The sequence below is a fragment of the Pseudomonas sp. NPDC099000 genome (assembly GCF_044759925.1).
GTDB lineage: Bacteria > Pseudomonadota > Gammaproteobacteria > Pseudomonadales > Pseudomonadaceae > Aquipseudomonas.
This window is the reverse complement of the sequence record NZ_JBIWAF010000025.1, coordinates 60,486-86,122: the sequence shown is the minus strand read 5'-3', so window position 1 is coordinate 86,122 and position 25,637 is coordinate 60,486. Positions and strand designations below refer to the sequence as shown.

The window sequence follows — 25,637 nt, the reverse complement described above, 5'->3', positions numbered from 1 at the left end:
GGCGAACGACCGTCCACGTAGGTGTACACGGTCCACGCGTTAGTACCGGTTTTTACGTAATACTGATCCAGAGTGTGCTGGTTACCCTGGCTGTGCAAGAACTCAAAGAGCTCTACGCGACTGCCTTCGAAGTGGACACCAAGTGGATCGTTGACGCGGCAAGCCGTCGTCAGAAGTGGATCGACCAGGCTCAATCGCTGAACCTGTACATCGCTGGCGCCTCGGGCAAGAAGCTGGACGTGACCTACCGCATGGCCTGGTACCGTGGTCTGAAAACCACTTACTACCTCCGTGCCCTGGCCGCGACCAGCACCGAGAAGTCGACCATCAACACCGGCAAGCTGAACGCTGTTTCCAGCGGCGGCAACCACGGTGAAGATTCGGTCCTGGCAGCGCCGGCCGGCCCTGCTCCAGTGCCTAAGGCTTGCGCCATCGACGAGCCGGATTGCGAAGCTTGCCAATAAGCTGAGCCGGTGAGCGCTGAAAGGCGCTTACCTGGATAACCCCCGATCAGTCCTCTGGATAGGTCGGGGGTTTTCTTTTGCCAAGAGGAAAGTGGTGGCCGGGCTGACGCCATCGCGGGCAAGCCTCGCTCCTACAGGGGACCGAGTTGGCTCGGAGGAATGCGATCAACTGTAGGAGTGAGCCTGCTCCGGGCGGCGTTCCGACGATGAGGCCAGCACTGATAACCAAGATGTCTACGCCTGGGACAAATCCCGGCCATAAAAAACCCCTCTTGCGAGGGGTTCTTTATGCAGCGCCAACCAGCATCAGGTCATCTGAATGATGGTCTGCATGATGGTGCTCTGGGTGGAAATGGTCTTGGCGTTCGCCTGGTAGTTGCTCTGCGCCTTGATCAAATCAACCAGTTCGTTGGTCAGGTTGACGTTGGACTCTTCCAGGGAGTTGGACACTACCGCACCCAGCGTACCGGTTTTCGGTGCATCGACACCGGCCACGCCCGAGGCGAAGGTTTCTTTCCAGCGCGTACCACCGATTGGCTGCAGGCCTTGCTCGTTGGCGAAGCTGGCGACCGCTACCTGGCCGATGGCCTTGGTTTGCTGGTTGCTGAAGTTGGCGGTCATGATACCGCTTTCGTCGATGGTCAGGCTGGAGATCTGGCCAGTGGCGTAGCCGTCCTGATACTGCTGGGTACGAGCAGTCGCCGAGTTGAAAGAGGTGGTTTTGGTCATGTCGAATTTCACCCCCCCAGTGGCCGGAACCGAACCATTAGGACCCCAGACTTTCGGCGTCACGCTGCCGTTGGTTACCACGCCTGGCACCCAACCGGTCAGATTGAAGGTTTTGCCGGTCACGGCAAAACCCGCACTGCCGGTCATGGTGTTGACGGTACCGTCAGAGTTGAAGGTCACGTTGGCAGTCACAGGCACCGGTGGTTCGGTGGCCGGATTGGAAGGCGAACGACCGTCCACGTAGGTGTACACGGTCCACGCGTTAGTACCGGTTTTTACGTAATACTGATCCAGAGTGTGCTGGTTACCCTGGCTGTCGTAGATCGGCGTGGAGATTGGCTTGTTATAGCTCAATGGCTCGGCCGGATTGAACGGCGTAACGGTCGGAAGGGTTTCCGAGGAGTTAAGGTTCATGGTCTGGTCGACGCGAGTGGTCGCCTTTGGCGACAGGCTCGATGTGTCGATTTTCAGGTCGGTCAGCACGCCATTGATGATCTTGCCGTTGTCATCAACGCCGTAACCTTGCAGACGGTTGCCGTTGTTGTCGACGACGTAGTTTTCAGCGTCAGTCTTGAACGCACCGGCACGGGTGTAGCTCAGGGAACCGTTGTCGCTGAGGATGAAGAAACCGTTGCCCTGGATACCCATGTCCAGCACGTTGCCGGTGTTGTTCACGTCGCCTTGGCCGAACTGCTGGGCAACGTTGGCCAGACGCACGCCGTTACCAACGGTCTTGCTGCCGGTACCCAGGCGAGTGGCCGAGTACACGTCTTCGAATTCTGCACGGGACGATTTGAAACCGGTGGTCGCGACGTTGGCGATGTTGTTGCCGGTCACGTCCAGTTGTTTGTTGGCTGCATAGAGACCGCTAAGGCCGATATTGAAAGACATATTCCACTCCTTTGTGCCGTGTTAGTCGGCTCTATATACCAATGGTTTGTACTTTGGACAGGGCAACACTGCCCAGGCCTGCCAGGTTCAGCATCAACTCACCGCCGGTCTGGCTGATGGTCACGCTGTTGACGGTTGCCGGCAGGTAAGTCACCAGCGAGGTCGCCTTGCTGTCGTAGGTCGCGGTGGCGGCAAATTTGTAGGTGCCGGCCTTGGCCACTTCGCCCGCATCGTTCTTGCCGTCCCAGATGAAACTGGCGTTGCCGGCCTTCTGGCTGCCCAGGTCGATGGTGCGGACCACTTTGCCATTTGCGTCGGTGATCTTGATCGTGACCGGATCCACCGATGCCGGAACCACGGCCGTGCCGTTGAAGCTCTTGGAGGTATCGACGACCGCTGTGTCGGTCTGCGCGACCACCGAGCGGCCCACCAGCGAAGACGCTTGCAGCGCTTGCGACGAGTTGTAGTTGCCGGCAATGCCGCTGACCGTTTCGTTCAGCGTGGTGATGCCTTCCAGGCTACTGAACTGCGCCAACTGGGCCACGAACTCGCCGTTGTCTTGCGGTTCCAGCGGGTTCTGGTTTTTCAGCTGGGTGACCAGCAATTGCAGGAACGCATCCTTGCCCAACGCCTTCTTGCCTGTAGCGCTGTTGGTCGCCGCGGCCAGACCGTCAGCACTGGCATTGGTCTTGACCGAAGAGTTGGCCAGGACGTCCTTGATGCTCACACCGCTGGTGGTATCGGTAACACTCATCTGAGTCGCCCCTTATCACTGACCGAGGGTCAGGACCTTCTGCATCATGGTTTTGGCGGTGTTCATCATTTCGGCGTTGGTCTGGAACGAGCGACTGGCAGAAATCATGTCGGCCATTTCTTCGACGACGTTGACGTTCGGGTAGTAGACGTAGCCCTTGGCATCGGCGGCCGGATGATTCGGCTCGTAGCGCGCGTCAAGGTTGCTCTGGTCTTCGACCACGCCCAGCACTTGCACGCCTTGACCGGCGGCGTCCTGGTTCTGGAACAGCGAATCGCTGCCGCCGCTCTGGCCGCCCTGGAACATGGTGGCGAACACCGGGTGACGGGCGCGATAGGTCTGGTCGATGCTCGAGGAGACGGTTTCGGCGTTGGCGATGTTCGAGGCCACGGTGTTCAAGCGCGTGGTCTGCGCACTCATGCCGCTACCGGCAATGTTGAAAACACTGGATAGAGACATGAATTACTCTCCGCGCAGGGCTGACATCAGCCCTTTGAATTTGCTGTTGAGCAGGGTGAAGCTGGCCTGGAAGCCGACGGCGTTTTCCGCGTAGTTCGACTGTTCCAGTTGGGCGTCCACGGTGTTCTGGTCGATCGACGGCTGCATCGGCGTGCGATACATCAGCGACTCGTCGCCATTGCCCAGGCCTTCGGCCTCGATATGGCGGTTGTTGGTCATGTTCAAGGCAAACGTGCCACCCTTGGTTTTCTCGTTCTGTGCGGCCAGCACTTTGGAGAACTCCAGGTCCCGAGCCTTGTAGTTCGGGGTGTCGGCGTTGGCGATGTTGTTGGCCAGGACTTCGGCACGCTGAGCGCGGAAGCCCAGGGCTTGTTCGTGGATACCGAGCGCTTTATCGAAGCTGATGCTCATGTCGGGAAACCTTCGGGTGACCTGATTTTTCGTAACAGAGACATAGCAAGTGGCGTGCCAATTCAAAAAAGCCCGGAAACCGGGGCTTTGCGGGCGGTGGCAAGGCGGCAATGCCAGAAAAGCGGCAACCGATTTCCGCCGCCTGCCGCTTTTCTGCCGCTTATCACCCTCCAAAGATCACCACCATCCCCTGTGGCGAGGGGGCTTGCTCCCGTTCGGCTGCGAAGCAGTCGTAAATGCGATTTAACTTTGAAATGCCGGGGCCGCTTCGCGACCCAACGGGGGCAAGCCCCCTCGCCACAGGGCCCGCTCCCACAGGGGTATGTGGTGTTGGTGAGATGTTGGCAGGCAAAAAAAAACGGGAGCCGCTGGGGCTCCCGTTTTTTGATGCGGCCAACGAATCACTTCGCCTGGTAGATGATCCCCGGGCTGCACTGGACCATCTGGTAATGATCCGGCAATCCGTTCAGCGCTTCGGAGGCGCCGAGGAACAGATAACCGCCCGGCTTGAGCGTGCTGTGAATGCGCAACAGGATGTCTTTCTTCACCTCGGCGGAGAAGTAGATAAGCACGTTGCGGCAGAACACGATGTCGAACTTGCCCAGGGCCGCGTAGCTGTCCAGCAGGTTGAACGAGCGAAACTCCACGCGGCTCTTGATCGGCGCCTTGATGGCCCAGCGTCCAGGCCCCTTGGGGTCGAAGTAACGCTGAAGGCGCTCGGGCGACAGACCACGGCCGATGGCCAGGCTGTCGTACTCGCCGGTCTTGCAGTTGGTCAGCATGGTGCCGGACAAGTCGGTCGCGACAATTTGCGCGCCCATCTTCAACTGGCCCATGTTGACGCGCTCGAACTCATCGATCGACATCGACAGCGAATACGGTTCCTGACCCGACGAGCACGCCGCCGACCAGATCCGCAGGCGCTGGCCGGGGGCCGCCTTGATCGCTTCGGGCAATACCTTGTTCTTCAAGACTTCAAACGGATAGGTGTCACGAAACCACAGGGTTTCGTTAGTGGTCATGGCATCCACCACCATCTCGCGCAAACCGCTGCGCGGCTGGGTCTGGATGCGCTGAACCAGCTCACCCAGGGACTTGATGCCTTGCTGCTCCATCAGTTTGTTGAGACGGCTCGAGACCAGGTACTGCTTGTTTTCACCGAGCAAAATGCCACAGGCTTTTTCCAGGAACACCCGGAACTGTTCGAAATCCAAATTACCCGTAGACAAAGATGCCGCCTCTTAAATCGTGTTAACCACCAGGGGCAGAAGGCCCCTAGCTGATGTCTGCTGCTTTGATCCGGTCGACTACCCGGGATGCCAGGTCATCAGGACGGAATTTGGCAAGGAAGTCATCCGCGCCGACTTTCTTGACCATTGCCTGATTGAATACACCCGACAACGAAGTATGCAGGATGATATGAAGCTTTTGCATGCGCGGGTCGTTGCGGATCTCGGCCGTCAGGGTGTATCCGTCCATTTCCGGCATCTCGATGTCGGAAATCATCATCAGGAACTCTTCTTCCGGCTTCTTGCCCTCATCGACCAGCTTGCGCAAGTAATCCAGCGCTTGCCTGCCGTCGTTCAACGCCACCACTTCGACGCCGACCGTCTGCAGGCAACGGGTCACCTGCTTGCGCGCCACCGACGAGTCATCGACCGTCAATACCCGCAACGACAGCGCCTTGTGCTGGGTTTCGACATCCACCACGCCGACCGAAATCGCTTCCGGTGTCGGCGCCACTTCCGCCAGCACTTTCTCGACGTCGATGATTTCGACTAACTGATTGTCGACCCGAGTCACAGCCGTCAGGTAATGATCGCGTCCCGTGCCCTTGGGTGGCGGATGAATCTCCTCCCAGTTCATGTTGACGATGCGCTCCACCGATCGCACCAGGAAACCCTGGGTCTTGGTGTTGTACTCCGTGATGATCACGAACGGGTTGCTTTGATCTTTAAGTGCGCCGGAGCCGGTCGCCATTGCCAGATCAAGAATCGGAATGGTCGCCCCCCGGATATTTGCCACACCGCACACGACAGGACTGGACTTGGGCATCAGGGTCAGTTTGGGGCATTGCAGCACTTCCCGAACCTTGAACACGTTGATCCCATACAGCTGCTGGCCGTCAAGACGGAACAACAACAGCTCAAGGCGATTCTGCCCAACCAGTTGCGTGCGCTGGTTTACTGCATCCATTACACCAGCCATGCACAGACTCCTACACCAACGCTTAAGTGTGTTGCGACGCTCATTCATTGCTAAACGGCACGGCGCTTGCTTTTTAACTCTTATGAACACAGAACCGACATTTTTCCGACGCCTGACATCAACCTTCCGCAAATTGCTTTGCGCGATGTCGGCCGTTTGCCTGTTCAACGCTGGCAGCCCTGCCCTTGCTGACGCGGTTACCTTGCCTGACATGCTTATCGGCGTCACTCAGGGCTTTCTTGAATTCACCGTAGAAGACTATTTGGCCACCAGTCAAACGGAAGGCCGCTACGAAATCGAGGTCAACCAGCTCGATCCGCGACTGCGCATGCCCATGTGCGACAAGGAATTGACAGCCACCCTGGAGAGCCCGGCGACCCCGATCGGGCGAGTCACGGTCAAGGTCCGCTGCGACAGCACATCCCCCTGGACAGTCTTCGTACCCGCTCAAGTCCGCCTGTTTCGGGACGTTGTCACGACCACCCGGCCGCTCAAACGCGCGGGGGTCATCGAGCCCGGCGACGTCATGTTGCGCGAGCGGGACATCAGCCTGATCAACCAGGGTTATTTCACCTCCCTGGAACAGGCTGTCGGGCAGAAACTTACCCGACCAACGGTCGCCAATCAGGTACTGACGCTGGTCCATCTCGAACAGGCGGAAGTCATCAGCAAGGGCGATCAAGTGGTGATTACCGCCCGCAGTGGTACGCTCAGTGTGCGTATGCCGGGCGAAGCCCTGTCCAACGGCGGCCTGCGTGAACAGATTCGAGTGAAAAACCTTAACTCCCAGCGGGTCATCAAGGCGCAAGTCATGGCGCCGGGCCAGGTGGAAGTGGCCATGTAGAACGATCTGTGGGTGAAAGATGGCGCGCCGCCCGGCTGTTCCCTAAACTGTGCCGCAGGCAGGACAAGCGCTGGCGCATGCAAGCTCATTGATAAATGGGCCTAAAGTTTTCGCAGGGATAGCCGAAAACATGGCAAGCGTCCAAATACCCAGAGGTTTTTATCATGGTCATCGATTTCAGCCGTTTGAACAGCTCCTCGTCACTTACCGGTAGTACGCGTACCAGCACCGCGAAGGAAACCGCCGAAACCGGCAAATCCGCGCCGCTGAATACCCCGGCCGAACAGGCCAGTACCGCCAAAAGCGGGGAATCGGTACACCTCAGCAATGAGGCTCAACAGTTGCAGAAGGTCACTGACAAGCTGCGCGATCAGCCTGCCGTCGACAACGCCCGCGTGGCCGAGTTGAAAGCAGCGATTGCCGATGGCAGCTATAAAGTCGACAGCAACCGTGTAGCCAGCAAACTGCTCAACTTCGAAGCCCAGCGCTAGGCCACGGCCTGCGCCAGGCTTTTGGACGCTTAAACCCCAAGGCCAGCCATGCACGACACTAATTTACTGCAACTGATCACCGACGACTTTGCTCCAGCGCAATACCTGCTGGAGTTACTGCAAACCGAGTCCCTCGCCTTGCACGGTCGCGATATGCCGCTGCTCGAAGATATTCTGGCGAAGAAACAGGCAATGATCATTCTGCTTGAACAGCATGGCCGCAAACGCAGCGAAATCCTCGCCAGCCTGAACCTGCCGACCGATCGCAGTGGCCTGGAGCAACTTGCCAGCCAGTCGAGCATTGGCGATCAATTGCTGGAACAGAGCGAGAAACTGACCGATCTGCTGGCTCAATGCCAGGCGGCCAACGTCAATAATGGCCAGTCGATCCTGGTCCAGCAGGCCGCCACGGCCAATCAGCTGAAAATCCTCACCGGCGGCGAACCACCAGCGCTTTACGATGCCCGCGGATCAACCTCCATGCTAGCGAAGCCGCGCCCGCTTAGTCAGGCTTGAGCCTGTTAATGAGCACGCTCTATCAAGACGCGTCACATGCTGGCAGTATGCTAGCAAGTCGCAGTCAAATTTTGTCTGGAGAATGATGAACCGTGTTCAATGCCTTAAACGCGGAAGATGCTCCGCAGCCACCCAAGGTGCTATCCACGCCGATGGAGATCGCCGGTAACCTGCGGCAGCTGCAAGAAAGCCATGACCCGCTGATCATCACGTTCCACGAACGCAGCCAGCGCTTCCAGAGCTATCTGGTGGACGTCGACCGTGACGGCAACAGGATTGCCCTGGACGAGATGGTGCCGCGCGATGGCGAACGCTATCTGCTGGCCGGCGAGCCATTTCGGGTTGAAGGCTTCCACGACGGCGTGCGCATTGCGTGGGAAAGCAACGGCCCGCTGACCATCGATGAGTCCGGTGATCGCTGCTACCGAGGCACCCTCCCCGATGAAGTGGTCTACCACCAACGCCGCAATGCCTTCCGGGCTGCATTGAAACTGGCACAACTGGTCGATGTCGAACTGGGCGGTGAAAAGCTCAAGTTCCCGATCAGAGGCAAGCTGCTGGACATCTCTGCCACGGGCTGCAAGTTGCGCTTCGAAGGTGACATCACCGCCCGGCTGCAATTGGGTCAGGTCTACGACCGCTTCGTCGCCAATCTGCCCTTTGGCAACATGACCGCACCGGTAGAACTGCGTTACCTGCACTTCGAAGAAAGAATCTCCACCACCTTCGCCGGCATCCGCTTTCACAACATGAGCGGACTGGTGCAGCGCCAGGTCGAACGGTTCGTCTATCAGCTCCAGCGTGAAGCACGCCGTTTCGACAAAGACGACATGTAATACGGCGCTTCAACAAAAAACGGGCAGTCCCTTGCGGTGACTGCCCGTTTTTTTATGCGCCGGTTTAAGGCCTGGCTTCGGTAAAGCTTTGCTCGCGACCCGCGTCCGGGTCATCTGGTGGTGGATCGGTTTCGGGATCCGGTTCGGGTTCAGGCGCAGGTTCCGGGTTGATCGGGTTTTGCATCTGATCCTGCACCACCTGCTCATCGACCCGTGGGTCAAGGCACGCCACCAGCGGCGAACTCGACATGCTGTCCGGCATGGCCACGTGATGCAGCGGCGCATCTTCGACCTGGTGCAGGTTGGTGACCGCTTTCGGGCGAATTCGCCACACCAGCACCAAGGCGAAGAAACTGAAGAAGGCATACAGCATGTGGCTGCCAAACAGCTTCATCAGGACCCCGGCCACCAACGGCCCGATACTGGCGCCAACGCCGTAAGTCACCAGCAACATCGCGGTCAGCGACACGCGACGATCACCTTCGACGTGGTCATTGGAGAATGCCACCGCCAGCGGATACAGGCAGAACATCACCAGCGAACAGAAGAACCCGGCGACAAACAGAACCTCCAGCGGCACCTGCTGCATGATGGCCAGCGGCAACGCGGTCAGGGCCAGGACTACCGCAAAACAGCGGATCAACAACGCCCGGTCATAACGGTCGGACAGCCACCCCAATGGCCACTGCACCACCAACCCGGCAAAAATGCAGCTACCCATGAACAGACCGACCTGCTCCGTGGACAACCCCTGCTGCGAGGCATACAGCGGCGCCAGACCGTAGAAGGAGCCAATGATCAGCCCCGCCCCCAGCACTGTGCTCAACGACTGCGGCACCCGTTTGATGAAGAACCGCGGCTCCATCGGCGCCGGATGCAGTGGTGCCGGGTGAATCCGCCGGGTCAGGGCCACCGGCACCAGGCACAGCGCGAAGCACAAGGCGACCAGCATCAGCAGTTCCAGACCCAGGGCCGGGTGCATGACCAGAATCAGTTGGCCCAGCACTAGCCCCAGGTAAGAAGCGATCATGTAGCCGCTGAACACCGTGCCGCGCTGCGAGGCTTCGGCCTGCTCATTGAGCCAGCTCTCGATGACCATGTACTGGCACATCATGCCGAGGCCAACGATCACCCGCAGGAATATCCACGCCGGCAGCCAGTCGACCAGGCCATGGCCGAGCACCGCCGCGCCGACAATCCCGGCGCAGGCTGAATAGGCGCGAATGTGCCCGACCCGGGCGATCAGTCGGTGACCGATCTTGCCGCCCAGCACCAGGCCGAAATAGTTGGCCGCCATCAACGCACCAACCCACAGGCTGTCGACGTTATCCGCCGCCAGGCGCAAGCCCAGGTACGTACTCAGCAAGCCTGAGCCGATCAACATCATCAGCGAGGCAAAATAAAGCGCTCGAAAAGGTTTCCAGATTTGGCGCATCGGCGTTCCGAGCGGCTCCTTGCAGTGAGAATCGGGCTATCCGAAAAGATAGCCCGAAGACGACAGGTCGTCAGGCCTGGGCCGCCAGGACACGGCGCTCCCAGGGAGTAATTTCATCAAAGAAGCTGGTCAACTCCATGGTCTTCGAAGCGACGTAGCCTTCGATGAACTCCTCGCCAAACAGTTCCTTCGCCAATTGGCTACGTTTCAGACGCTCAAGAGCGGCATGCAAGGTACACGGCAACGAAAGATTATCCGGCACCTCGAACTCCCCCTGGATCGCCTCGCTCGGCTCCAGTTCGTTTTCAATGCCATACAAACCGGCGGCAAGACTGGCGGCGATCGCCAGATACGGATTCGCGTCGCCCCCCGGCAAGCGGTTCTCGACCCGACGAGCGGCCGGCGAACTTGCCGGAATGCGCAATCCGGCGGCACGGTTGTCGTGGGACCAGCAGGCATTGTTCGGCGAGGCAAACGGATGGCACAAGCGCTGATAGGAATTCACGTTCGGCGCGAACAGCGCAGTGAAATCCGCCATGCCGGCCTGCTGGCCACCAATGAAATGCCGGAAGGTCGCCGTCGGCTGACCGGCCTTGTCGCTGAACACATTCCGCCCGCTGCCGATCTCGACGATGCTCTGGTGAATGTGCATCGAACTGCCCGGCGTGTGCGCCAGCGGCTTGGCCATGCACACCACCGTCAGGCCGTGCTTGAGCGCGACTTCCTTGAGCAGGTGCTTGAACAGGAATGTCTGGTCGGCCAGCAGTAACGGATCGCCGTGCAGCAAGTTGATCTCGAACTGGCTGACGCCCATCTCGTGCATGAAGGTGTCGCGTGGCAGGCCCAGAGCCGCCATGCAGACATAGACTTCACTGAAGAACGGCCGCAAACCGTTATTGGAACTGACACTGAACGCCGAATGACCGTCCTCGCGACGACCGTCCAGGCCCAGCGGCGGCTGGAACGGTTGGGTCGGGTCGGGATTGGGCGCGAACACGAAGAATTCCAGCTCGGTCGCCACCACCGGCGCCAGGCCCAGCGCCGCGTAACGGGCGATGACCGCTTTGAGTTGGCCACGGGTCGACAGCTTCGAGCTTTCGCCGGTCAGTTCATCGGCGTCGCAAATGGCCAGTGCCCGCGGTTGCTGGCTCCAGGGCAGGCGGTGGATGTGCGCCGCGTCAGGCACCAGCGCCAGGTCGCCATCATCGCTGCCGTAAAAACGTGCTGGCGGATATCCGCCCATGATGCATTGCAGCAGCACTCCACGCGCCATCTGCAAACGCCGTCCTTCCAGAAACCCCTCGGCGGTCATTACCTTGCCACGGGGCACGCCGTTCAAATCCGGCGTGACACATTCAATCTCATCAATGCCCGTCAATCGCTGTGCGAGTGAACGCTGGCCATCGGTTGTCATGACGCAATCCTTTGTAATTGTGCGAGCCGCGAACGGCGACCCGTACAAAATAGGCTCCGCCTGTTCGGAATATCAAGCAGTGCACACAAAGAAATCACGTTCGCCCACGGGCTCGTGTTATCAGGGGAGATAGAGGCTGAACACACCGCCGCCCAACGGGCCGCCGTTGCTGATGCGGGTGCGCCCGCCCACGCCATTGCGCTGGTGCAGCGCGGCAATCCGCCCGGCAAAGTACAGGCCCAGGCCGGTGCTGCTACTGCTGTAGTTGATGCCCTGCACATAGTCCGCCTGAAGCTCGATCATCTCGGCTGGATAACCGTCGCCATCGTCGTTGATGGTCAGCACCAATTCGCCGGCCTCGTCGCCGACGCTGATCAGCAACGACTGGCGGGCGTAACGAATGGCGTTGTTGATGCAGTTGGCCAGCACCGAGGCCACCAGCTCCCGGTCGAAGAACCCCAGGGGGCTCAACGGGTCGACTTCATAAGTCGCGACGATGCCGCGACTGGCGAACACCTCTTGATGGCAAGCCAGTTGCGCTTCGAGGAAATCATCCAGCTCATGGTAGGCCGGCTGCAACGGCAGCTGATTGACGCCCAGCTTGTACAGCCCCAGCAACTGCACGAGCATGCCGTTGAGGTGAGCGAATTCGTACTCGATGACACCCTGCTCCGGGCTATGCCGCTCGGGATCGGGCAAGCGGGCCAGCCATTGGCTGTGGGCCTGCATCAGCATGGCCAACGAGTTCTTCATGTCGTGCACGGTGGAGGCAATCACCGTCGAAAAATCCAGTGCAGAGTTGTCTTGGCTCATCCGCTGAACGCCTTGATTTTCAGTTTCTGGTAGCGCGGGTAACGCGCGTCGGTGTCGGGCATCATGCCGACCAGTTTCAGGCACGCCCGGCATTCATCGAGCTCGGCCGACGGCACGCTGGTGTCCGTGCCGTGCAGCAGCGACTGCGCCATGTTCAGCGCGATACTGATGTTTTTCGGTTGCATGTGCAGGGCCTTGCGAAACACCGCCCGGGCTTCCGCCAGGTTGCCGGTCTTGTACACCTGCACGCCTTGACGGTTGAGTTCGGAGGCCGCGTTGCTCTGGCTGAGAATCGTCGGGTCATCGGTCAGTTTGGCGATCCCTTGCATCACCACCGGATCGTCACCGTAGATTTCCGCACAGTTTTTCAGCATCGACGCGCCGGCGCTCGCCTGGCCGAGCATTTGCAACTGCTTGGCCACCAGCAGCGCCGCTTCGGCGCTCATGAACTGCTCCATGCCATCGAGGCGCATCATCGCCTGTTCGGTGAGCTTCTCGGCGGTTTCTGCGTCGTTGAGCAACAGGCTGGTGGCTTTCATCAGGCGCGCACGAATCTGCAGGCCCGGATCGCTGGGATTTTCCTTGGCCACCAGGCTGAGGGTCGTGTTGATTTCCAGTCGGGTGCGGGTATCCAGGCCTTTCTCGCTGCCTTTGCTGATCAAGGCGTGAGCCAGGCCCAGGTTGCTTTCGGCATCCTTGAAGCGTGACTGCGCACCTTGGGACACAGCCTGGCGATAAGCCTTGGAGGCCGTGTCGAAATCTTCGTTGGCCATCGCCAGTTTGCCCAGCAGCGCTTGTCGGCGCACCGCCAGCGGCGACAGGCGAATGGCTTCTTCCAATACTTTCTGCGCGCCCTTGGTATCCCCTTCGACCACCAGCACGTCGGCCATGCCGTCATACAGCGCCGGCATCATCGGAAACACTTTCAGGGCTTTTTCGTAGATGCCTTTGGCCTGGCTGACCTGGCCACGCTTGAACAGCAACTTGCCCAACCCGGCAAACGCCCACGGCAAGGGACGATCGGCAATGATGCTGTCGTAGAGGCGCTCCAGCGCTTCGTTCTGATTCAGGTCACGCAAGGCGTCCGCGCGATAACGCAGGCACAGCGGCGAATAACGGATGTCCTTCTTGCACAGCTCGATACAGGCATTGAGCACTTCGAGCGGTTTGCCACGATCGAGCGCTTGCAGGATCGGCTTGAGCAGGTTCTTGCGCTGCTCCAGACGTTCCAGGCGCTGGGCCAGACCGGACCGGTTGAACGGCTTGGTCAGGTAAGCGTCGGGTTCGTGTTCCAGCGCGCTGAGCACCATGGCCTGACTGGTTTCGGCGGTCACCATGACAAACACGCTTTCATGGCTGATCAGCTTCTCGATCATCAAGTCTTCGAGTACTTGCTGGCCGTTCTTCTTGCCGTCGCCGAGGTGGAAATCCTGCAGGATGAAATCGTAGGCCTTCTGCGAACACATGCGCAGCGCCTGCTCCCCGGTATCCGCAGTGTCGACATCCTTGACCCCCAGTTCACGCAGCATGGACCTGACGGAACTGCGGAAATCCGAGAAATCATCGACGATCAGAAAACTCTTTTGGTGATACGACAGCATCGAAGATTTCCAGGCAATTTGAGAAGAAGACCATGACCGTTCGGGTTATCGGCCAGGAGTGCCGTTCCCTTGAGAACTCCTGCCAATCAAGTGTCTCTAAATATTTGAAGGTGTTATTGAAAAACGGGCTTATCCTGTTTTATTGGCGCGTTTTTCTATCCGCTGAATTCACTAAACCGTAGTCGCCGGCAAAGGCAGAAGAAATGACCACCACCCCCCAGCACTCGGCCGCAGGTCCTGAGCGCAAGGCCCTGAGCCCCAGCACCCTGGACTTCCCGGTGGTCGGTATTGGCGCTTCGGCGGGGGGGCTGCAAGCCATCAAATTGTTTTTCGAGAACATGCCGCACGACAACGGCATGGCCTTCGTGGTCATTCTTCACTTGTCGCCTGACCACCAGAGCGTCGCGGACAAGATCATCCAGGAATCGACACGGATGCCGGTCCTGCAGGTCACCGAGAGCGTGCCGATCGAGAAAAACCACGTCTATGTCATTTCACCGGCTCAGCGACTGACCATGAATGACGGTGTGCTTGAAGTCAGCAGCAACGACCCGCGGGAGATGCGACACGCCTCGATCGATCTGTTCTTTCGCGATCTGGCCGAAGTCCACCGCGAGCGTGCCTTCTGCCTGGTGCTTTCAGGCAGTGGCTCCGATGGCGCGGTCGGGCTGTCGCGCATCAAGGAACACGGTGGCATCACCGTGGCCCAGGCGCCGGAAGATGCCGAGTTTGACGGCATGCCTCGCGCGGCCATCGAAACCGGCAATGTCGATCTGGTATTGCCAGTGGTGGAAATGCCGCAAAAGCTGCTGGAGCTGTGGCAAAACTCACAGGAAATCAGCCTGCCCACCGCCAATGACCCGGAACTGCAAACTTTCGCCTCCGTGTCCGAGCGTGATGCAGCGCTCGCCGAACAGCTGCTCCACGACATCCTGATCCAGTTGCGCACCGGCACCGGTCATGACTTCAAGCACTACAAACGCGCGACTGTGTTGCGGCGGATCGAGCGCCGGATGCAGGTCACGACCCAACCCGACCAGGGCGCCTATTTTCGCTACCTGCAAAGCAATCCCGAAGAAACCAAAGCCTTGCTGGGCGACATGTTGATTGGCGTAACCAACTTCTTCCGTGACCGCGAGGCTTTCGAAGCCCTGGAACGGGACGTGCTGCCGCAACTGGTCAGTGCTGCCGTGTCGGCGCAACCCGAGAAGGAAGAAATCCGCGTCTGGTCCGCTGGTTGTTCCACGGGCGAAGAAGCCTACAGCCTGGCGATGTTGCTCAACGATCAACTGCAACTGGACGCCAGCAAGGCCTCACTGCAACTCTTCGCCACCGACATCGACGAGCGCGCCATCAGCGTCGGTCGAGCCGGTCTGTACCCGCGAGCGATCGTGACCGATGTGCCACCGACGCGCCTGCGGCATTACTTCCTCAAGGAAGACGACCACTACCGGATTCGCAAGGAGATTCGCGAAAAGGTCCTGTTTGCCAAACACAGCCTGTTGTCCGACCCGCCCTTCTCGCAAATCGACCTGATCGTCTGCCGCAACCTGCTGATCTATCTGGATCGCGAAGTGCAGCGTGAAATTTTGCAGATGTTCCACTTCGCACTGCGCCCGGGCGGCTTCCTGTTCCTGGGATCTTCCGAGAGCGCGGACGCTTGCCACGAGCTGTTCGCCCCGGTGGACAAGCGCAACCGGATCTTCCGCGCCAAGACCGGCACCGCCAGTAGCCGACGCACCCCGACCATGCCGCGTGGCGGTTACGTGCGCACCAATGTTTCCCGTGATACGCCGCAAAACGCGGTGCAGCGCAAACTGTCCTTCGCCGACATTCATCAGCGTGCCCTCGAACGCGTAGCGCCGCCGAGCATGATCGTCGATGCCAACGCCGACATCCTGCACATGAGCGAAAGCGCCGGGCGTTTCCTGCGTCATGTGGGCGGTGAGTTGTCGCGCAACTTGCTGACGCTGATCCTTCCCGAGTTGCGTCTGGAGATTCGCACCACGCTGTTTCAGGTCCAGCAAAGTGGTCTGGTGGTGAAATCCCGCGCGGTGCCGATCACCCGTGACAACCGGCGCTACAAGGTCGACCTGATGGCGCAGCCTTATAAGGACGAAGAGTCAGACGGCGAATTCGTCCTGGTGATTTTCGAAGAGGCCGAAGTCGATCCCTCCGAACAGGCCGCCACTACCCTGCTACAAACCGAAAGCCATGTGCTGTCCAACCTTGAACGCGAACTGCAACGTACCAAGTTGCACTTGCAGGACACTATTGAACAATCGGAAGTCTCCAGCGAAGAGCTCAAGGCTTCCAACGAAGAAATGCAGGCGATCAACGAAGAGCTGCGCTCAGCCACCGAAGAGCTGGAGACCAGCAAGGAAGAACTGCAGTCGATCAACGAAGAGTTGCTGACGGTCAACTACGAGCTGAAAACCAAAGTTGAAGAAACCGACAAGATCAACGATTACCTGACCAACCTGATCGCCTCGACCGACATTGCCACGGTGTTCGTCGACCGCGGCATGCGGATCAAATGGTTCACCCCGCGCGCCACGGACATCTTCAGCATGTTGCCGGTGGATACCGGCCGCTCGTTGCTCGATATCACCCACCGTCTGCACTACGACGAGCTGGCCCGCGATGCAGCGCTGGTCTTCGAATCCTTGAACATGATCGAACGTGAAGTCAGCAGCACCGACAACCGCTGGTACATCGCCCGCCTGCTGCCCTACCGCTCCAGCGAAGACCATATCGATGGCACGGTGCTGACCTTTATCGACATCACCAAACGCCGCGCCGCCGAAGAAGAACTGCGCCTGGGCGAAGAACGCATGCGCCTCGTGGCTGAAAGCACCCGCGATTACGCGATCATCACCCTCGACGAACAAGGGGTGATCACCAGCTGGAACAAAGGCGCCGAGCTGATATTCGGCCACAGCAAGACCGAGGCGGAAGGCGCCTACTACGATTTCATTTTTTCGCCGGAAGACCGCGCCTCCGGTGTGCCTGAAAACGAACTGCTGGCCGTTCGCACCCACGGCCGCAACGATGACGAGCGCTGGCACATGCGCAAGGATGGCAGCCGGTTCTTTTGCAGTGGCGAAGTGACCCTGCTCAGCGGCGACAACCTGCAAGGCTACGTGAAGATTGCCCGGGACCTGACCGGCCACAAGCGTCAGCATGAAGCGCAGAGCCAGGAGCTGGCCGAGACCCGCAACACCAATTACCTCAAGGATGAGTTCTTCGCGGTCATGTCCCACGAGCTCAAGCACCCGCTGAACCTGATCCAGCTCAACGCGGAATTGCTGCGGCGCCTGCCGGAGACCAAGACCCTGGCGCCCGCCGCCAAAGCCGTCAATACGATCTGCGATGCCGTCAACAGCCAGGCCCGGATCATCGATGATCTGCTGGATGTCGCCCGGGTCCGTACCGGCAAGCTCAAGCTGCAACCGGTGGCTGTGGACCTGGGCAACGTGCTGCGTGATATCCACAGCGTCGTCCTCAACGAGCGGCACGCAACCACGGTCGAGTTGCATGTGCCTTCGCAGCCCTTGATGGTGCATGCCGATCCGACGCGCCTGGAACAGATCATCTGGAACCTGGTGAACAACGCACTGAAGTTCACCCCACCCACTGGCCACGTGCAACTGGTCGCCAGCCAGGATGGGAACAGGGTGCGACTGGACATCAAAGACAACGGCACCGGCATTGCCGCCGAGAACCTTGAGCACGTGTTCGATCTGTTTGGGCAGGCAGAGAAGCAACATGCCACACACAACCGTGAAGGGCTGGGAATCGGCCTGTCGCTGGTCCGCCAACTGTCAGAAGCACAAAGGGGCTCGGTTGAAGTGAGCTCACCCGGGTTGGGTGCAGGTTGCACGTTTAGTGTCTACTTGCCGAGGGCCAGGACTGAGGGTGAAGTTCAAACCGTTGCACCAGTCGACCAGGGTGCCGGACGGCTGAGCGGCTTGACCATTCTGCTGGTCGACGACTCTGCCGAAGTGCTGGAAACCCTCAAGATGCTGCTGGAAATGGAGGACGCGCAGGTGATTGCCTTCGACCGTCCGGTGGCCGCTCTGGACGCCGCGAAAAGCACGCGCTTCGACCTCATCATTTCGGACCTGGGCATGCCGGTCATGAACGGTCACGAGCTGATGAGCGCCTTGCGCCAACTCCCGCTGCTCAAGGATGTGCCGGCCATTGCGCTGACGGGCTACAGCACCAGCAGCGATATTCAAAAATCCCGGCAATCGGGCTTCGACCAGCACATCGGCAAACCGGTGTCCTACGATGACCTGATCGAGACCATCGAAGAACTGCGGCGCTCTTCGAGCCTGTCAATCGGCAAATGACTCAGCGCAGATAGGCGCGTTGCACACTGATGCGCCGATCAATCGCCTGCCGCAGGCGCTCTTTGTGGTCCGCCCAGACCGTGGGATCGACTTTGGTTGCGCGCATCAGCTCAAGCATCGCGGTTTTGGCAGCCAGGTACTCCGACCAGGCGTCTTCGGAGCGGATTTTCAAACGCTCACGCTCGGTCATTTCCATGCGCCGCAGCGCCAGGGTCGGTTCATCGGTGATCACCGTGCCGAGCGTCAATTGCACCCGATGCGGCGCGACAAACGCCTGAGTGTCCGCCACCAACTCTCTCGCCCGCTGAGCGCCCCACTTCAACGCGATACAGTAAAACTCACCCACAGTCCTGTCGTGAAACTCCTCGCAAATCGCCCAGCCACTGTCGGAATAAATACCGATAAACACCTGAGTCATGCCCTCATGGCCTACCCGCGCCTGAACCTCGACCTGCACGCCATCGCTGAGGACTTCTTCATGGGTGTGGTGAGGCAGCCGGGTGTTGGTCCATAACCAGAACTGTGCGCCTCTGTGTCGCATGGCTTCACTCCTTGAGTGATACGAGGAGTAAGGCACAGCAATGTCGGACTTGCCATGTAGGTCGTCGGGTTGACGGACACAAAAAGCCCCGCTGGAGGATTTCTCCGGCGGGGCTTTTTTACAGCGAGATGCTGAAAATCAGATGGTGTCCCAGGGCAGGTTCGAACTGCCAACCTTCCCCTTAGGAGGGGGATGCTCTATCCAATTGAGCTACTGAGACACAGATCGCCCCGCAAGGAATGCGGTGCGAGGGACGGCGTGCATGTTAACGGGCAGGCCTGCTTTTGTCATGTCGTCCGTAGGGCTTTTTAAGTGTAGGCAGCAGCCCTTTGTCACTGTGGCTTAATTTACCGTGCAAATTGCACCCTCTCAAAATGCCAGCATTGCAATTTGCAACGACGGCATCTTCGAACAATAAGTTAATTCGTTGTTTTTAAAGGATTTAATAGCCGTTAGACTCTTGGCACGCGGGCTGCTTTAGCTGTTCTCACGAACAACCGAGGTCAGCCTCATGAACAGCGTCCTTTTACTCTCGAATGCGATCGCCCTTACCGTCCTGCTGGGTGGTCATTTTGCCCCCGAGAACGGCGCTGTGCAGGTCACGCAACGGATGCCCCATTACCTCCAGCTGCAAAAAGCCCCGCAATTGGCGGTGATGAACGATCAGCGCGGCTTTGTTGGCCAGAACGTGAGCCAGCACAATTACCCACTGGTGTCGCAATCTTCGGAACGCTTGGTATTTTGAATCACCCTATCAGGAGCACAGCATGTCCAAATCAGCCGCAGGGTTTTTGATCCTTGCCTTACTGAGCGGCATTGTTCATTTGTCATGGGTCCCGGACACGGTCGCCACCGTGCCCCTGATTGCCTGCGGCGTATTCGGCGCTTTGTTCGTGCTGGCGCTGATTGTCGGGCGCAAAATCAAGTTCGATCCGGTTTTACGCTGATCTTCAACAACTTCAGAAGATTGGCGACGGTGTCGGCAAGCTCACCAGAGTTGTCGAGTCGATAGATCTGCGTGTCACCGAGGGAATCGTCAGCAGTAAACAGACCGTTGCGGCGCAATCTCGCTTCAATTTCTGCAAGGCTCTCGCGGCCACGCCTCATCAGGCGCTCGCGCAACACCTCATCCTTGACCGTCAACAGCACCGGCAACAACGTGGGATAGCGTTGTAGCGCCTCGGCCAAGTGGCCACGAGAGCCGTTGACTAACACATGACGGCCTTCCTCCAGCCAATGGTCAATCTGGACCGGAATGCCGTAATCCAGGCCATTGGCGTGCCACGACAGCGCGAAGTTACCCTTGTCCCGGCGTTGTTCGAACTCCTCACGAGAGACTCCGATGGCGTCTTCGCCTACGGATTCAGCCGAACGCGTAATGACCCGTCGTACCACTTCGCCGTTTATCGAGCGTAAAGGTTGTCGAGCCGCTTCGATGAGGCTGTCCTTGCCGGATCCGGAAGGCCCCATCAAGTAAATCAACCTGCCATCCATCCTGAATCATCCCCCTATGCGGGTCTGTCACTAGTAAATCGGCCATTTGCCACTATCCTGTATAAGGTAAGGACCGAGGATCGAATCCGCGTACCATGCACCTTCAGGCGTCTTCGGGCATCACCTGACGGGTAGAGGACGCGGCCAGCGATACGGACTGGGGGCGAAGTTTTCCAACCAGTCCGCATTTCTGACAAAGGTGCTGGCATAACGCCTTTACCCAGCTCAATATTTGTCACAGAATTGACGCCAATGATCTGGCTGCTTTGAGGCATGATGCGAGCCTCTATCAATTCAGGTTGAACATTTGGCCAGAGAGCTTGTCCTATCAGACATCCTGCGGCCAATTCCGAGAACCGCTCCCCTGAACTAACCGGTTAAATATATGCGCCCATTGAAACAGGCAATTTATTCCAGCCGTACGGCTGACAAGTTCGTCGTACGTCTGCCAGACGGAATGCGTGAACGCATTGCCGAGGTGGCTCGCAATCATCATCGCAGCATGAACTCCGAAATCATTGCGCGCCTTGAGCAGAGTCTTATTCAGGAAGGTGCACTGGGCGAAGAGTTGAGCATGCGCCTGGACAGCCCGGAGCTGTCATTGCACGAACGTGAACTGCTACAACGCTTCCGCCAACTTTCCCATCGTCAGCAAAATGCTCTTGTTTCGCTGATTGCCCATGACGCCGAAATGGCCGCAGACGCTTCCTGATTCGACCCGAAAGCTCAAGCCAGCATAATCGCTGGCTTTTTTTTGCCTGAAATTCGCCAATAAAAAACCCGCCGGCTGGCGGGTTGTTGCACTTGTAGGAGCCAGGCTTGCCGGCGAAGGCGTCCTTGAGATCGCTTTCGCCGGCAAGCCTGGCTCCTACAATGACGTTTCTACCAAACGATTGGCGGGCTTCAGGTAAATCAGAGCAGAAAGATCGTCGCCAGCCCGAGGAAGATGAAGAACCCGCCGCTGTCGGTCATGGCGGTGATCATCACACTCGCCCCCATCGCAGGGTCGCGCCCAAGCCGCGCCAGGGTCATCGGGATCAAGACCCCCATCAACGCCGCCAGCAACAAGTTAAGCGTCATGGCGGCGGTCATCACCACACCCAGGGACCAACTGCCATAAAGCAGATAGGCCACGACGCCAATCACGCCACCCCAGACCAGGCCATTGATCAAACCGACAGCCAGCTCTTTGCGCATCAATCGCGAGGTATTGCCGGTGCTCACCTGGTCCAGCGCCATGGCTCGAACAATCATGGTGATGGTCTGGTTGCCCGAGTTGCCACCGATACCGGCCACGATCGGCATCAATGCCGCCAGCGCTACCAGTTTTTCGATGGAGCCTTCGAACAGGCCGATCACCCGGGATGCGATAAACGCGGTGATCAGGTTGACCGCCAGCCAGGCCCAACGGTTACGCAGGGATTTCCAGACGGAGGCGAAGATATCTTCTTCTTCGCGCAGACCCGCCATGTTGAGCACTTCGTTTTCGCTCTCTTCACGGATCAGGTCGACCATTTCATCGATGGTCAGACGGCCGATCAGCTTGCCGTTCTTGTCGACCACAGGCGCCGAGATCAAGTCGTAACGTTCGAAGGCTTGAGCGGCGTCGTAGGCGTCCTCGTCCGGGTGAAAACTCACCGGGTCGCTGGCCATGACTTCCGAAACCTGTTTTTCCGGATCGTTGACCAGCAGACGCTTGATCGGCAGCACGCCCTTGAGCACGCCGTCGTAGTCGACCACAAACAGTTTGTCGGTGTGGCCCGGCAGCTCCTTGAGACGACGAAGGTAACGCAGAACGACTTCGAGACTGACATCCTCACGGATGGTCACCATCTCGAAGTCCATCAGCGCTCCGACTTGCTCCTCGTCATAGGACAACGCGGAGCGGACGCGCTCACGCTGTTGACCATCGAGGGTTTCCATCAGCTCGTGGACGACGTCTCGCGGCAGCTCGGAAGCCAGGTCAGCAAGTTCGTCGGCGTCCATGTCCTTGGCCGCAGCCAGGAGCTCGTGATCGTCCATGTCGGCGATCAGGGTTTCACGAACCGAGTCGGATACTTCGAGGAGGATGTCGCCGTCGCGATCAGCCTTGACCAATTGCCAGAGCGTCAGACGATCGTCCAGCGGCAAGGCTTCAAGGATGTAGGCAACGTCGGCGGAGTGCAGATCATCAAGCTTGCGTTGCAGCTCGACAAGGTTTTGCCGGTGAACCAGGTTCTCGACCCGGTCGTGATGCGGACCTTCCTGGCGATGAGTCAGGTCTTCGACCACCCGCTGGCGCTGCAGCAGCTCAACGACTTGAGCGAGGCGGTCCTGCAAGCTTTCCTGCGTTTTCTTTACTTCAACTTCAGACATAGGCGAACTCCACTCCCAGCAGCGGGGCACGCCGGAAGGATCAATCAGTCAATTCATGATTGGAAAAACGGGATACTGAGTAACTACTGGGTAAGTCCATGGAGGTATTCCACAAGCCCCGGCGGGGCTGACGGGCGCAATGATACACCGCCCGACGGTTTTAAACGTTAAAAAATCATGGCTGAAACAAGCGGTTGCAAGACAAAGCTGAGTGCAGTCCTGATCTCTCCAACTGCGACGACGCATTCTGAAAAGAAAACACACCCTCGTCGGAAAATGTAGCGGCTACCCTGACATGGACCGTCAAGGAGGACGTTTGATGCCATCGATTACCCTTTATTTTTTACTGCTTGCCCTGCTCTGCCTTTCGCCCCGGTTGCAGGCAACCACCCTTCACCGTTGCGAAGCACCCGACGGCCGCCTCACCTTCACGACCTTGAGTTGCACGGACGGTGAAAGCATCTCTCTGCAGGAAGTGCGCATCTTTACGCCCGGCAACCCGGTGGCGCTCATGCCGGAGGCTGACGCTCGGCAAACACCCACGACGAAAACCAGAAGGAAGGAGCCAACCGTAGTCGGCCAGCCTGAGGACAAGTGTGGAAACCTGATGACCGCCAAGGAACGTCGCGAAGCAATCATCAATCAACGGATCGTCGCCGGCATGACACAACAGGACGTCGAGAGCGCCCTGGGCAAGCCGGACAAGATCAGTATCAGGAATTCCGCAACGAGCTACCGCTACGACATAAAACGAGGTCGTAGCGCACACGTCGAGTTCGATGAGAAAGGATGCACCAAGGGAAAAGCCAAATCCAGGACGGCAAAAAGCCCGCGTTAAACGCGGGCTTTTTGGTGTTTGGTGCACTCGACAGGATTCGAACCTGTGACCGCTCGGTTCGTAGCCGAGTACTCTATCCAGCTGAGCTACGAGTGCATTTGTGTTTTTATACCAGATCACAACTGGTTGAAGCCAAGTCATTTGCATTGCTGCAAACAACTCTTAAATGGTGCACTCGACAGGATTCGAACCTGTGACCGCTCGGTTCGTAGCCGAGTACTCTATCCAGCTGAGCTACGAGTGCATTTGTTGCCGCGCATTATAGGCCGTCTAATCTCTATGTAAAGCACTTTTTCTAGTAATTTCAAACACTTACCGAAAAAGCCAGATTACAACGTACTACGCAAATAATGGCGGAGAACGGGGGATTCGAACCCCCGACACCCTTTTGAGGTGTACTCCCTTAGCAGGGGAGCGCCTTCGGCCACTCGGCCAGCTCTCCGCAACACGGGGCGTATATTAACCAGCTTCTTCCCCGTTTGCAAACATAAAAAACGATAAAAATTAATGGCTTGGTTCGTCGTCCTTCTCTTTCTTGATCCGCAAGTAGATTTCCTCACGGTGAACCGCAACCTCTTTAGGTGCGTTAACGCCAATACGCACTTGATTTCCTTTGACGCCGAGCACGGTCACGGTGATTTCGCCATCACCAATAATCAGGCTTTCTGCGCACCGACGAGTCAGAATCAGCATACCTTTCTCCTCACGCATTTCATTTCAGGGACAACAGTCTGCAAAAAAAAGGCACTCGACCTACAACCGGAACGATCGCAGCCCTACATGCCTGAGTATTGACCAGCGCGAGCAAAAGAACAGTTCCTGAGTCGCGCTATTCAAAAAAGACAAAGGGCGCGGTCAGACCGCGCCCTTTGGCAAACGCATCACTCGCCCTGACGGGCCGGTGCGTCCAGTTCGAAAGCCGTGTGCAGAGCGCGCACAGCCAGTTCCAGATACTTCTCTTCGATCACAACGGAGACTTTGATTTCCGACGTCGAGATCATCTGGATGTTGATGCTTTCTTTCGCCAGGGATTCGAACATGCGGCTGGCCACGCCTGCGTGGGAACGCATGCCGACGCCGACGATCGAGACTTTGGCGATCTTGATGTCACCCACCACTTCACGGGCACCGATCTCGCGAGCGGTGTTTTCCAGCACGGTTTGTGCGGCCTGGAAATCATTGCGGTGCACGGTGAAGGTGAAGTCGGTGGTGTTATCGTGCGCAACGTTCTGCACGATCATGTCGACTTCGATGTTCGCGGCACTGATCGGGCCGAGAATCTTGAATGCAACGCCCGGGGTGTCTGGCACGCCACGGATGGTCAGCTTAAATTAAACGCAAAAGAAATAAATTCCGGAAAATATAGTATGTTCCATTGTTAACTCTTAATCAATAGTAATGAGGGTGCCCGGACCCTCCTTGAAGCTGTGCAGTACGCGCAGCGGAACGTTGTACTTGCCGGCGAATTCCACCGCACGGATCTGCAACACCTTGGAACCGAGGCTGGCCATTTCCAGCATCTCTTCGAAGGTGATCTTGTCCAGGCGTTGGGCCACGGACACCACACGCGGGTCAGTGGTGTAGACGCCGTCGACATCGGTGTAGATCTGGCATTCGTCAGCCTTCAAGGCTGCCGCCAGCGCCACGCCGGTGGTGTCGGAACCGCCACGACCGAGGGTGGTGATGTTGCCGTGCTCGTCGACGCCCTGGAAACCGGCGACAACCACCACACGACCTGCTTTCAGATCACCGCGAATCTTCTGATCATCAATCTGCAAGATACGCGCTTTATTGTGCGCGCTGTCCGTCAGAATCCGCACCTGATTACCGGTGTACGACACGGCCGGTACGCCGCGCTTGATCAGCGCCATGGCCAACAGTGCAATCGTCACCTGCTCGCCGGTGGAGACAATCACATCCAGCTCACGCGGAACCGGTTGGCCGTCGCCACTGATTTGCTTGGCCAGATCGATCAGACGGTTGGTTTCGCCGCTCATTGCCGACAGCACAACCACCAGGTCATCGCCGGCATCGCGGAATTTCTTAACCTTGTCGGCGACCTGCTCGATTCTCTCGACAGTGCCGACTGAGGTGCCTCCAAATTTCTGTACGATCAAAGCCATTTCAAAGCCGCCTCTGCCCATGAAGGGCGCCCAAATAATCACTCAAACAGCGTTCCGGCCGGCCA

Annotated in this window: 24 protein-coding genes, 4 tRNA genes and 2 pseudogenes; 10 read left to right on the top strand and 20 right to left on the bottom strand. The window is 58.3% G+C overall.

All coding sequences use genetic code 11. From position 1 onward, the window contains the following. On the bottom strand, nt 1-98 hold a 98-nt coding region (locus tag ACIQV9_RS23415; protein WP_403106508.1), incomplete at its 3' end, for a flagellar basal body FlgE domain-containing protein. Between ACIQV9_RS23415 and ACIQV9_RS23410 the strand changes: the two are divergent. Next, nucleotides 96-464 (top strand): annotated as a pseudogene (locus tag ACIQV9_RS23410) (ribonucleoside-diphosphate reductase subunit alpha); the annotation flags it as partial. The gene ACIQV9_RS23415 and the pseudogene ACIQV9_RS23410 overlap by 3 nt on opposite strands. A gap of 306 nt (nt 465-770) precedes the next feature. Here ACIQV9_RS23410 and flgE read toward each other — a convergent pair. The 6 genes from flgE to ACIQV9_RS23380 form a co-directional block, all read right to left on the bottom strand. Beyond that, nucleotides 771-2,084: a flagellar hook protein FlgE gene (gene flgE, locus ACIQV9_RS23405; RefSeq protein WP_403106500.1), complete on the bottom strand. Its 1,314-nt coding sequence runs from the start codon at nt 2,082-2,084 to the stop codon at nt 771-773. 31 nt (nt 2,085-2,115) lie between these two features. Then, on the bottom strand, nt 2,116-2,838 hold the full coding sequence (flgD, locus tag ACIQV9_RS23400) for a flagellar hook assembly protein FlgD (protein WP_403106498.1): 723 nt from the start codon (nt 2,836-2,838) through the stop codon (nt 2,116-2,118). A 15-nt stretch (nt 2,839-2,853) separates the two neighbouring features. Further along, complete coding sequence (gene flgC, locus ACIQV9_RS23395) at nt 2,854-3,297, bottom strand: flagellar basal body rod protein FlgC (RefSeq protein WP_010457154.1); 444 nt, start codon at nt 3,295-3,297, stop codon at nt 2,854-2,856. 3 nt (nt 3,298-3,300) lie between these two features. Next, a complete protein-coding gene (flgB, locus tag ACIQV9_RS23390; protein ID WP_010457156.1) occupies nt 3,301-3,708 on the bottom strand; it encodes a flagellar basal body rod protein FlgB in 408 nt (135 codons plus the stop codon). Between the two features lie 401 nt (nt 3,709-4,109). Next, nucleotides 4,110-4,937, bottom strand: a complete 828-nt coding sequence (cheR, locus tag ACIQV9_RS23385) for a protein-glutamate O-methyltransferase CheR (RefSeq protein ID WP_010457158.1) — start codon at nt 4,935-4,937, stop codon at nt 4,110-4,112. Nucleotides 4,938-4,983: 46 nt separating this feature from the next. Next, nucleotides 4,984-5,916 carry a chemotaxis protein CheV gene (locus tag ACIQV9_RS23380; protein WP_403106493.1) on the bottom strand — a complete coding sequence of 311 codons (933 nt, stop codon included), beginning with the start codon at nt 5,914-5,916 and terminating at the stop codon, nt 4,984-4,986. A gap of 82 nt (nt 5,917-5,998) precedes the next feature. On the opposite strand from ACIQV9_RS23380, the gene flgA reads away from it, so the two are divergent. The 4 genes from flgA to ACIQV9_RS23360 all read left to right on the top strand — a co-directional run bounded on the left by flgA (nt 5,999) and on the right by ACIQV9_RS23360 (nt 8,603). Then, nucleotides 5,999-6,760 (top strand): flagellar basal body P-ring formation chaperone FlgA, encoded by a 762-nt coding sequence (gene flgA, locus ACIQV9_RS23375; RefSeq protein WP_403106490.1) that lies wholly within the window; start codon nt 5,999-6,001, stop codon nt 6,758-6,760. Between the two features lie 164 nt (nt 6,761-6,924). Further along, the gene (gene flgM / locus ACIQV9_RS23370; RefSeq protein WP_109633993.1) at nt 6,925-7,251 is read left to right on the top strand and encodes a flagellar biosynthesis anti-sigma factor FlgM; all 327 of its coding nucleotides are present in this window, start codon (nt 6,925-6,927) and stop codon (nt 7,249-7,251) included. A 48-nt stretch (nt 7,252-7,299) separates the two neighbouring features. After that, complete coding sequence (locus ACIQV9_RS23365; protein WP_403106486.1) at nt 7,300-7,767, top strand: flagella synthesis protein FlgN; 468 nt, start codon at nt 7,300-7,302, stop codon at nt 7,765-7,767. A gap of 92 nt (nt 7,768-7,859) precedes the next feature. Continuing rightward, the gene (locus ACIQV9_RS23360; protein ID WP_403106484.1) at nt 7,860-8,603 is read left to right on the top strand and encodes a flagellar brake protein; all 744 of its coding nucleotides are present in this window, start codon (nt 7,860-7,862) and stop codon (nt 8,601-8,603) included. Nucleotides 8,604-8,667: 64 nt separating this feature from the next. Here the strand turns inward: ACIQV9_RS23360 and ACIQV9_RS23355 are convergent, their stop codons facing one another. The 4 genes from ACIQV9_RS23355 to ACIQV9_RS23340 all read right to left on the bottom strand — a co-directional run bounded on the left by ACIQV9_RS23355 (nt 8,668) and on the right by ACIQV9_RS23340 (nt 13,866). Then, nucleotides 8,668-10,038 (bottom strand): MFS transporter, encoded by a 1,371-nt coding sequence (locus ACIQV9_RS23355; protein WP_403106481.1) that lies wholly within the window; start codon nt 10,036-10,038, stop codon nt 8,668-8,670. Nucleotides 10,039-10,108: 70 nt separating this feature from the next. Next, a complete protein-coding gene (locus tag ACIQV9_RS23350) occupies nt 10,109-11,350 on the bottom strand; it encodes a glutamine synthetase family protein (protein ID WP_403106505.1) in 1,242 nt (413 codons plus the stop codon). Between the two features lie 222 nt (nt 11,351-11,572). Continuing rightward, nucleotides 11,573-12,265 carry a sensor histidine kinase gene (locus ACIQV9_RS23345; protein ID WP_403106478.1) on the bottom strand — a complete coding sequence of 231 codons (693 nt, stop codon included), beginning with the start codon at nt 12,263-12,265 and terminating at the stop codon, nt 11,573-11,575. Then, nucleotides 12,262-13,866, bottom strand: coding sequence for a response regulator (locus ACIQV9_RS23340; protein ID WP_403106475.1), 1,605 nt, complete (start codon nt 13,864-13,866; stop codon nt 12,262-12,264). Before ACIQV9_RS23340 ends, ACIQV9_RS23345 begins: the two co-directional genes overlap by 4 nt. Before the next feature lie 203 nt (nt 13,867-14,069). Here ACIQV9_RS23340 and ACIQV9_RS23335 point away from each other — a divergent pair, with 203 nt between their 5' ends. Further along, complete coding sequence (locus ACIQV9_RS23335) at nt 14,070-18,221, top strand: CheR family methyltransferase (RefSeq protein WP_403106472.1); 4,152 nt, start codon at nt 14,070-14,072, stop codon at nt 18,219-18,221. A gap of 1 nt (nt 18,222) precedes the next feature. On the opposite strand, the gene ACIQV9_RS23330 is transcribed toward ACIQV9_RS23335, so the two are convergent. After that, the gene (locus ACIQV9_RS23330; RefSeq protein ID WP_403106469.1) at nt 18,223-18,762 is read right to left on the bottom strand and encodes a hypothetical protein; all 540 of its coding nucleotides are present in this window, start codon (nt 18,760-18,762) and stop codon (nt 18,223-18,225) included. Nucleotides 18,763-18,905: 143 nt separating this feature from the next. Beyond that, nucleotides 18,906-18,982 (bottom strand) — tRNA-Arg (locus ACIQV9_RS23325). Between the two features lie 291 nt (nt 18,983-19,273). Here ACIQV9_RS23325 and ACIQV9_RS23320 point away from each other — a divergent pair. Further along, nucleotides 19,274-19,507 (top strand): hypothetical protein, encoded by a 234-nt coding sequence (locus ACIQV9_RS23320; RefSeq protein ID WP_403106466.1) that lies wholly within the window; start codon nt 19,274-19,276, stop codon nt 19,505-19,507. A 22-nt stretch (nt 19,508-19,529) separates the two neighbouring features. Then, nucleotides 19,530-19,709, top strand: coding sequence for a PA3371 family protein (locus tag ACIQV9_RS23315; RefSeq protein WP_403106464.1), 180 nt, complete (start codon nt 19,530-19,532; stop codon nt 19,707-19,709). Here the strand turns inward: ACIQV9_RS23315 and phnN are convergent. Continuing rightward, nucleotides 19,684-20,256 (bottom strand): phosphonate metabolism protein/1,5-bisphosphokinase (PRPP-forming) PhnN, encoded by a 573-nt coding sequence (phnN, locus tag ACIQV9_RS23310; protein WP_403106461.1) that lies wholly within the window; start codon nt 20,254-20,256, stop codon nt 19,684-19,686. The genes ACIQV9_RS23315 and phnN overlap by 26 nt on opposite strands. A 385-nt stretch (nt 20,257-20,641) precedes the next feature. On the opposite strand from phnN, the gene ACIQV9_RS23305 reads away from it, so the two are divergent. After that, nucleotides 20,642-20,968 (top strand): Arc family DNA-binding protein, encoded by a 327-nt coding sequence (locus tag ACIQV9_RS23305; RefSeq protein ID WP_003178899.1) that lies wholly within the window; start codon nt 20,642-20,644, stop codon nt 20,966-20,968. A 200-nt stretch (nt 20,969-21,168) separates the two neighbouring features. Here ACIQV9_RS23305 and mgtE read toward each other — a convergent pair whose 3' ends face one another. Next, on the bottom strand, nt 21,169-22,611 hold the full coding sequence (gene mgtE, locus ACIQV9_RS23300; protein ID WP_010457218.1) for a magnesium transporter: 1,443 nt from the start codon (nt 22,609-22,611) through the stop codon (nt 21,169-21,171). A 319-nt stretch (nt 22,612-22,930) separates the two neighbouring features. Between mgtE and ACIQV9_RS23295 the strand changes: the two genes are divergently transcribed. Further along, nucleotides 22,931-23,449 (top strand): cell envelope protein SmpA, encoded by a 519-nt coding sequence (locus ACIQV9_RS23295; protein ID WP_403106457.1) that lies wholly within the window; start codon nt 22,931-22,933, stop codon nt 23,447-23,449. Nucleotides 23,450-23,468: 19 nt separating this feature from the next. Here the strand turns inward: ACIQV9_RS23295 and ACIQV9_RS23290 are convergent. From ACIQV9_RS23290 to ACIQV9_RS23270, 5 genes and pseudogenes are all read right to left on the bottom strand, one after another. Beyond that, nucleotides 23,469-23,545: transfer RNA gene (locus tag ACIQV9_RS23290), tRNA-Arg, on the bottom strand. 71 nt (nt 23,546-23,616) lie between these two features. Beyond that, nucleotides 23,617-23,693, bottom strand: a tRNA-Arg gene (locus ACIQV9_RS23285). Between the two features lie 107 nt (nt 23,694-23,800). Beyond that, nucleotides 23,801-23,891: transfer RNA gene (locus tag ACIQV9_RS23280), tRNA-Ser, on the bottom strand. A 62-nt stretch (nt 23,892-23,953) separates the two neighbouring features. After that, nucleotides 23,954-24,142, bottom strand: coding sequence for a carbon storage regulator CsrA (csrA, locus tag ACIQV9_RS23275; RefSeq protein ID WP_003178872.1), 189 nt, complete (start codon nt 24,140-24,142; stop codon nt 23,954-23,956). Between the two features lie 188 nt (nt 24,143-24,330). Then, nucleotides 24,331-25,572, bottom strand: a pseudogene (locus ACIQV9_RS23270) (aspartate kinase). Between the last annotated feature and the right edge of the window lie 65 nt (nt 25,573-25,637).

Bases quoted from the DNA above. Each gene is read 5' to 3' on its own strand.
- ACIQV9_RS23315 (WP_403106464.1), top strand. From the start codon at position 19,530: ATGTCCAAATCAGCCGCAGGGTTTTTGATCCTTGCCTTACTGAGCGGC.
- flgE (WP_403106500.1), bottom strand. From the start codon at position 2,084: ATGTCTTTCAATATCGGCCTTAGCGGTCTCTATGCAGCCAACAAACAA.
- ACIQV9_RS23380 (WP_403106493.1), bottom strand. From the start codon at position 5,916: ATGGCTGGTGTAATGGATGCAGTAAACCAGCGCACGCAACTGGTTGGG.
- flgA (WP_403106490.1), top strand. From the start codon at position 5,999: ATGAACACAGAACCGACATTTTTCCGACGCCTGACATCAACCTTCCGC.
- ACIQV9_RS23355 (WP_403106481.1), bottom strand. From the start codon at position 10,038: ATGCGCCAAATCTGGAAACCTTTTCGAGCGCTTTATTTTGCCTCGCTG.
- ACIQV9_RS23320 (WP_403106466.1), top strand. From the start codon at position 19,274: ATGAACAGCGTCCTTTTACTCTCGAATGCGATCGCCCTTACCGTCCTG.
- ACIQV9_RS23305 (WP_003178899.1), top strand. From the start codon at position 20,642: ATGCGCCCATTGAAACAGGCAATTTATTCCAGCCGTACGGCTGACAAG.
- ACIQV9_RS23330 (WP_403106469.1), bottom strand. From the start codon at position 18,762: ATGCGACACAGAGGCGCACAGTTCTGGTTATGGACCAACACCCGGCTG.
- ACIQV9_RS23335 (WP_403106472.1), top strand. From the start codon at position 14,070: ATGACCACCACCCCCCAGCACTCGGCCGCAGGTCCTGAGCGCAAGGCC.
- phnN (WP_403106461.1), bottom strand. From the start codon at position 20,256: ATGGATGGCAGGTTGATTTACTTGATGGGGCCTTCCGGATCCGGCAAG.
- ACIQV9_RS23340 (WP_403106475.1), bottom strand. From the start codon at position 13,866: ATGCTGTCGTATCACCAAAAGAGTTTTCTGATCGTCGATGATTTCTCG.
- flgM (WP_109633993.1), top strand. From the start codon at position 6,925: ATGGTCATCGATTTCAGCCGTTTGAACAGCTCCTCGTCACTTACCGGT.
- ACIQV9_RS23350 (WP_403106505.1), bottom strand. From the start codon at position 11,350: ATGACCGCCGAGGGGTTTCTGGAAGGACGGCGTTTGCAGATGGCGCGT.
- flgB (WP_010457156.1), bottom strand. From the start codon at position 3,708: ATGAGCATCAGCTTCGATAAAGCGCTCGGTATCCACGAACAAGCCCTG.
- ACIQV9_RS23295 (WP_403106457.1), top strand. From the start codon at position 22,931: ATGCCATCGATTACCCTTTATTTTTTACTGCTTGCCCTGCTCTGCCTT.
- csrA (WP_003178872.1), bottom strand. From the start codon at position 24,142: ATGCTGATTCTGACTCGTCGGTGCGCAGAAAGCCTGATTATTGGTGAT.
- flgC (WP_010457154.1), bottom strand. From the start codon at position 3,297: ATGTCTCTATCCAGTGTTTTCAACATTGCCGGTAGCGGCATGAGTGCG.
- mgtE (WP_010457218.1), bottom strand. From the start codon at position 22,611: ATGTCTGAAGTTGAAGTAAAGAAAACGCAGGAAAGCTTGCAGGACCGC.
- ACIQV9_RS23345 (WP_403106478.1), bottom strand. From the start codon at position 12,265: ATGAGCCAAGACAACTCTGCACTGGATTTTTCGACGGTGATTGCCTCC.
- ACIQV9_RS23365 (WP_403106486.1), top strand. From the start codon at position 7,300: ATGCACGACACTAATTTACTGCAACTGATCACCGACGACTTTGCTCCA.
- flgD (WP_403106498.1), bottom strand. From the start codon at position 2,838: ATGAGTGTTACCGATACCACCAGCGGTGTGAGCATCAAGGACGTCCTG.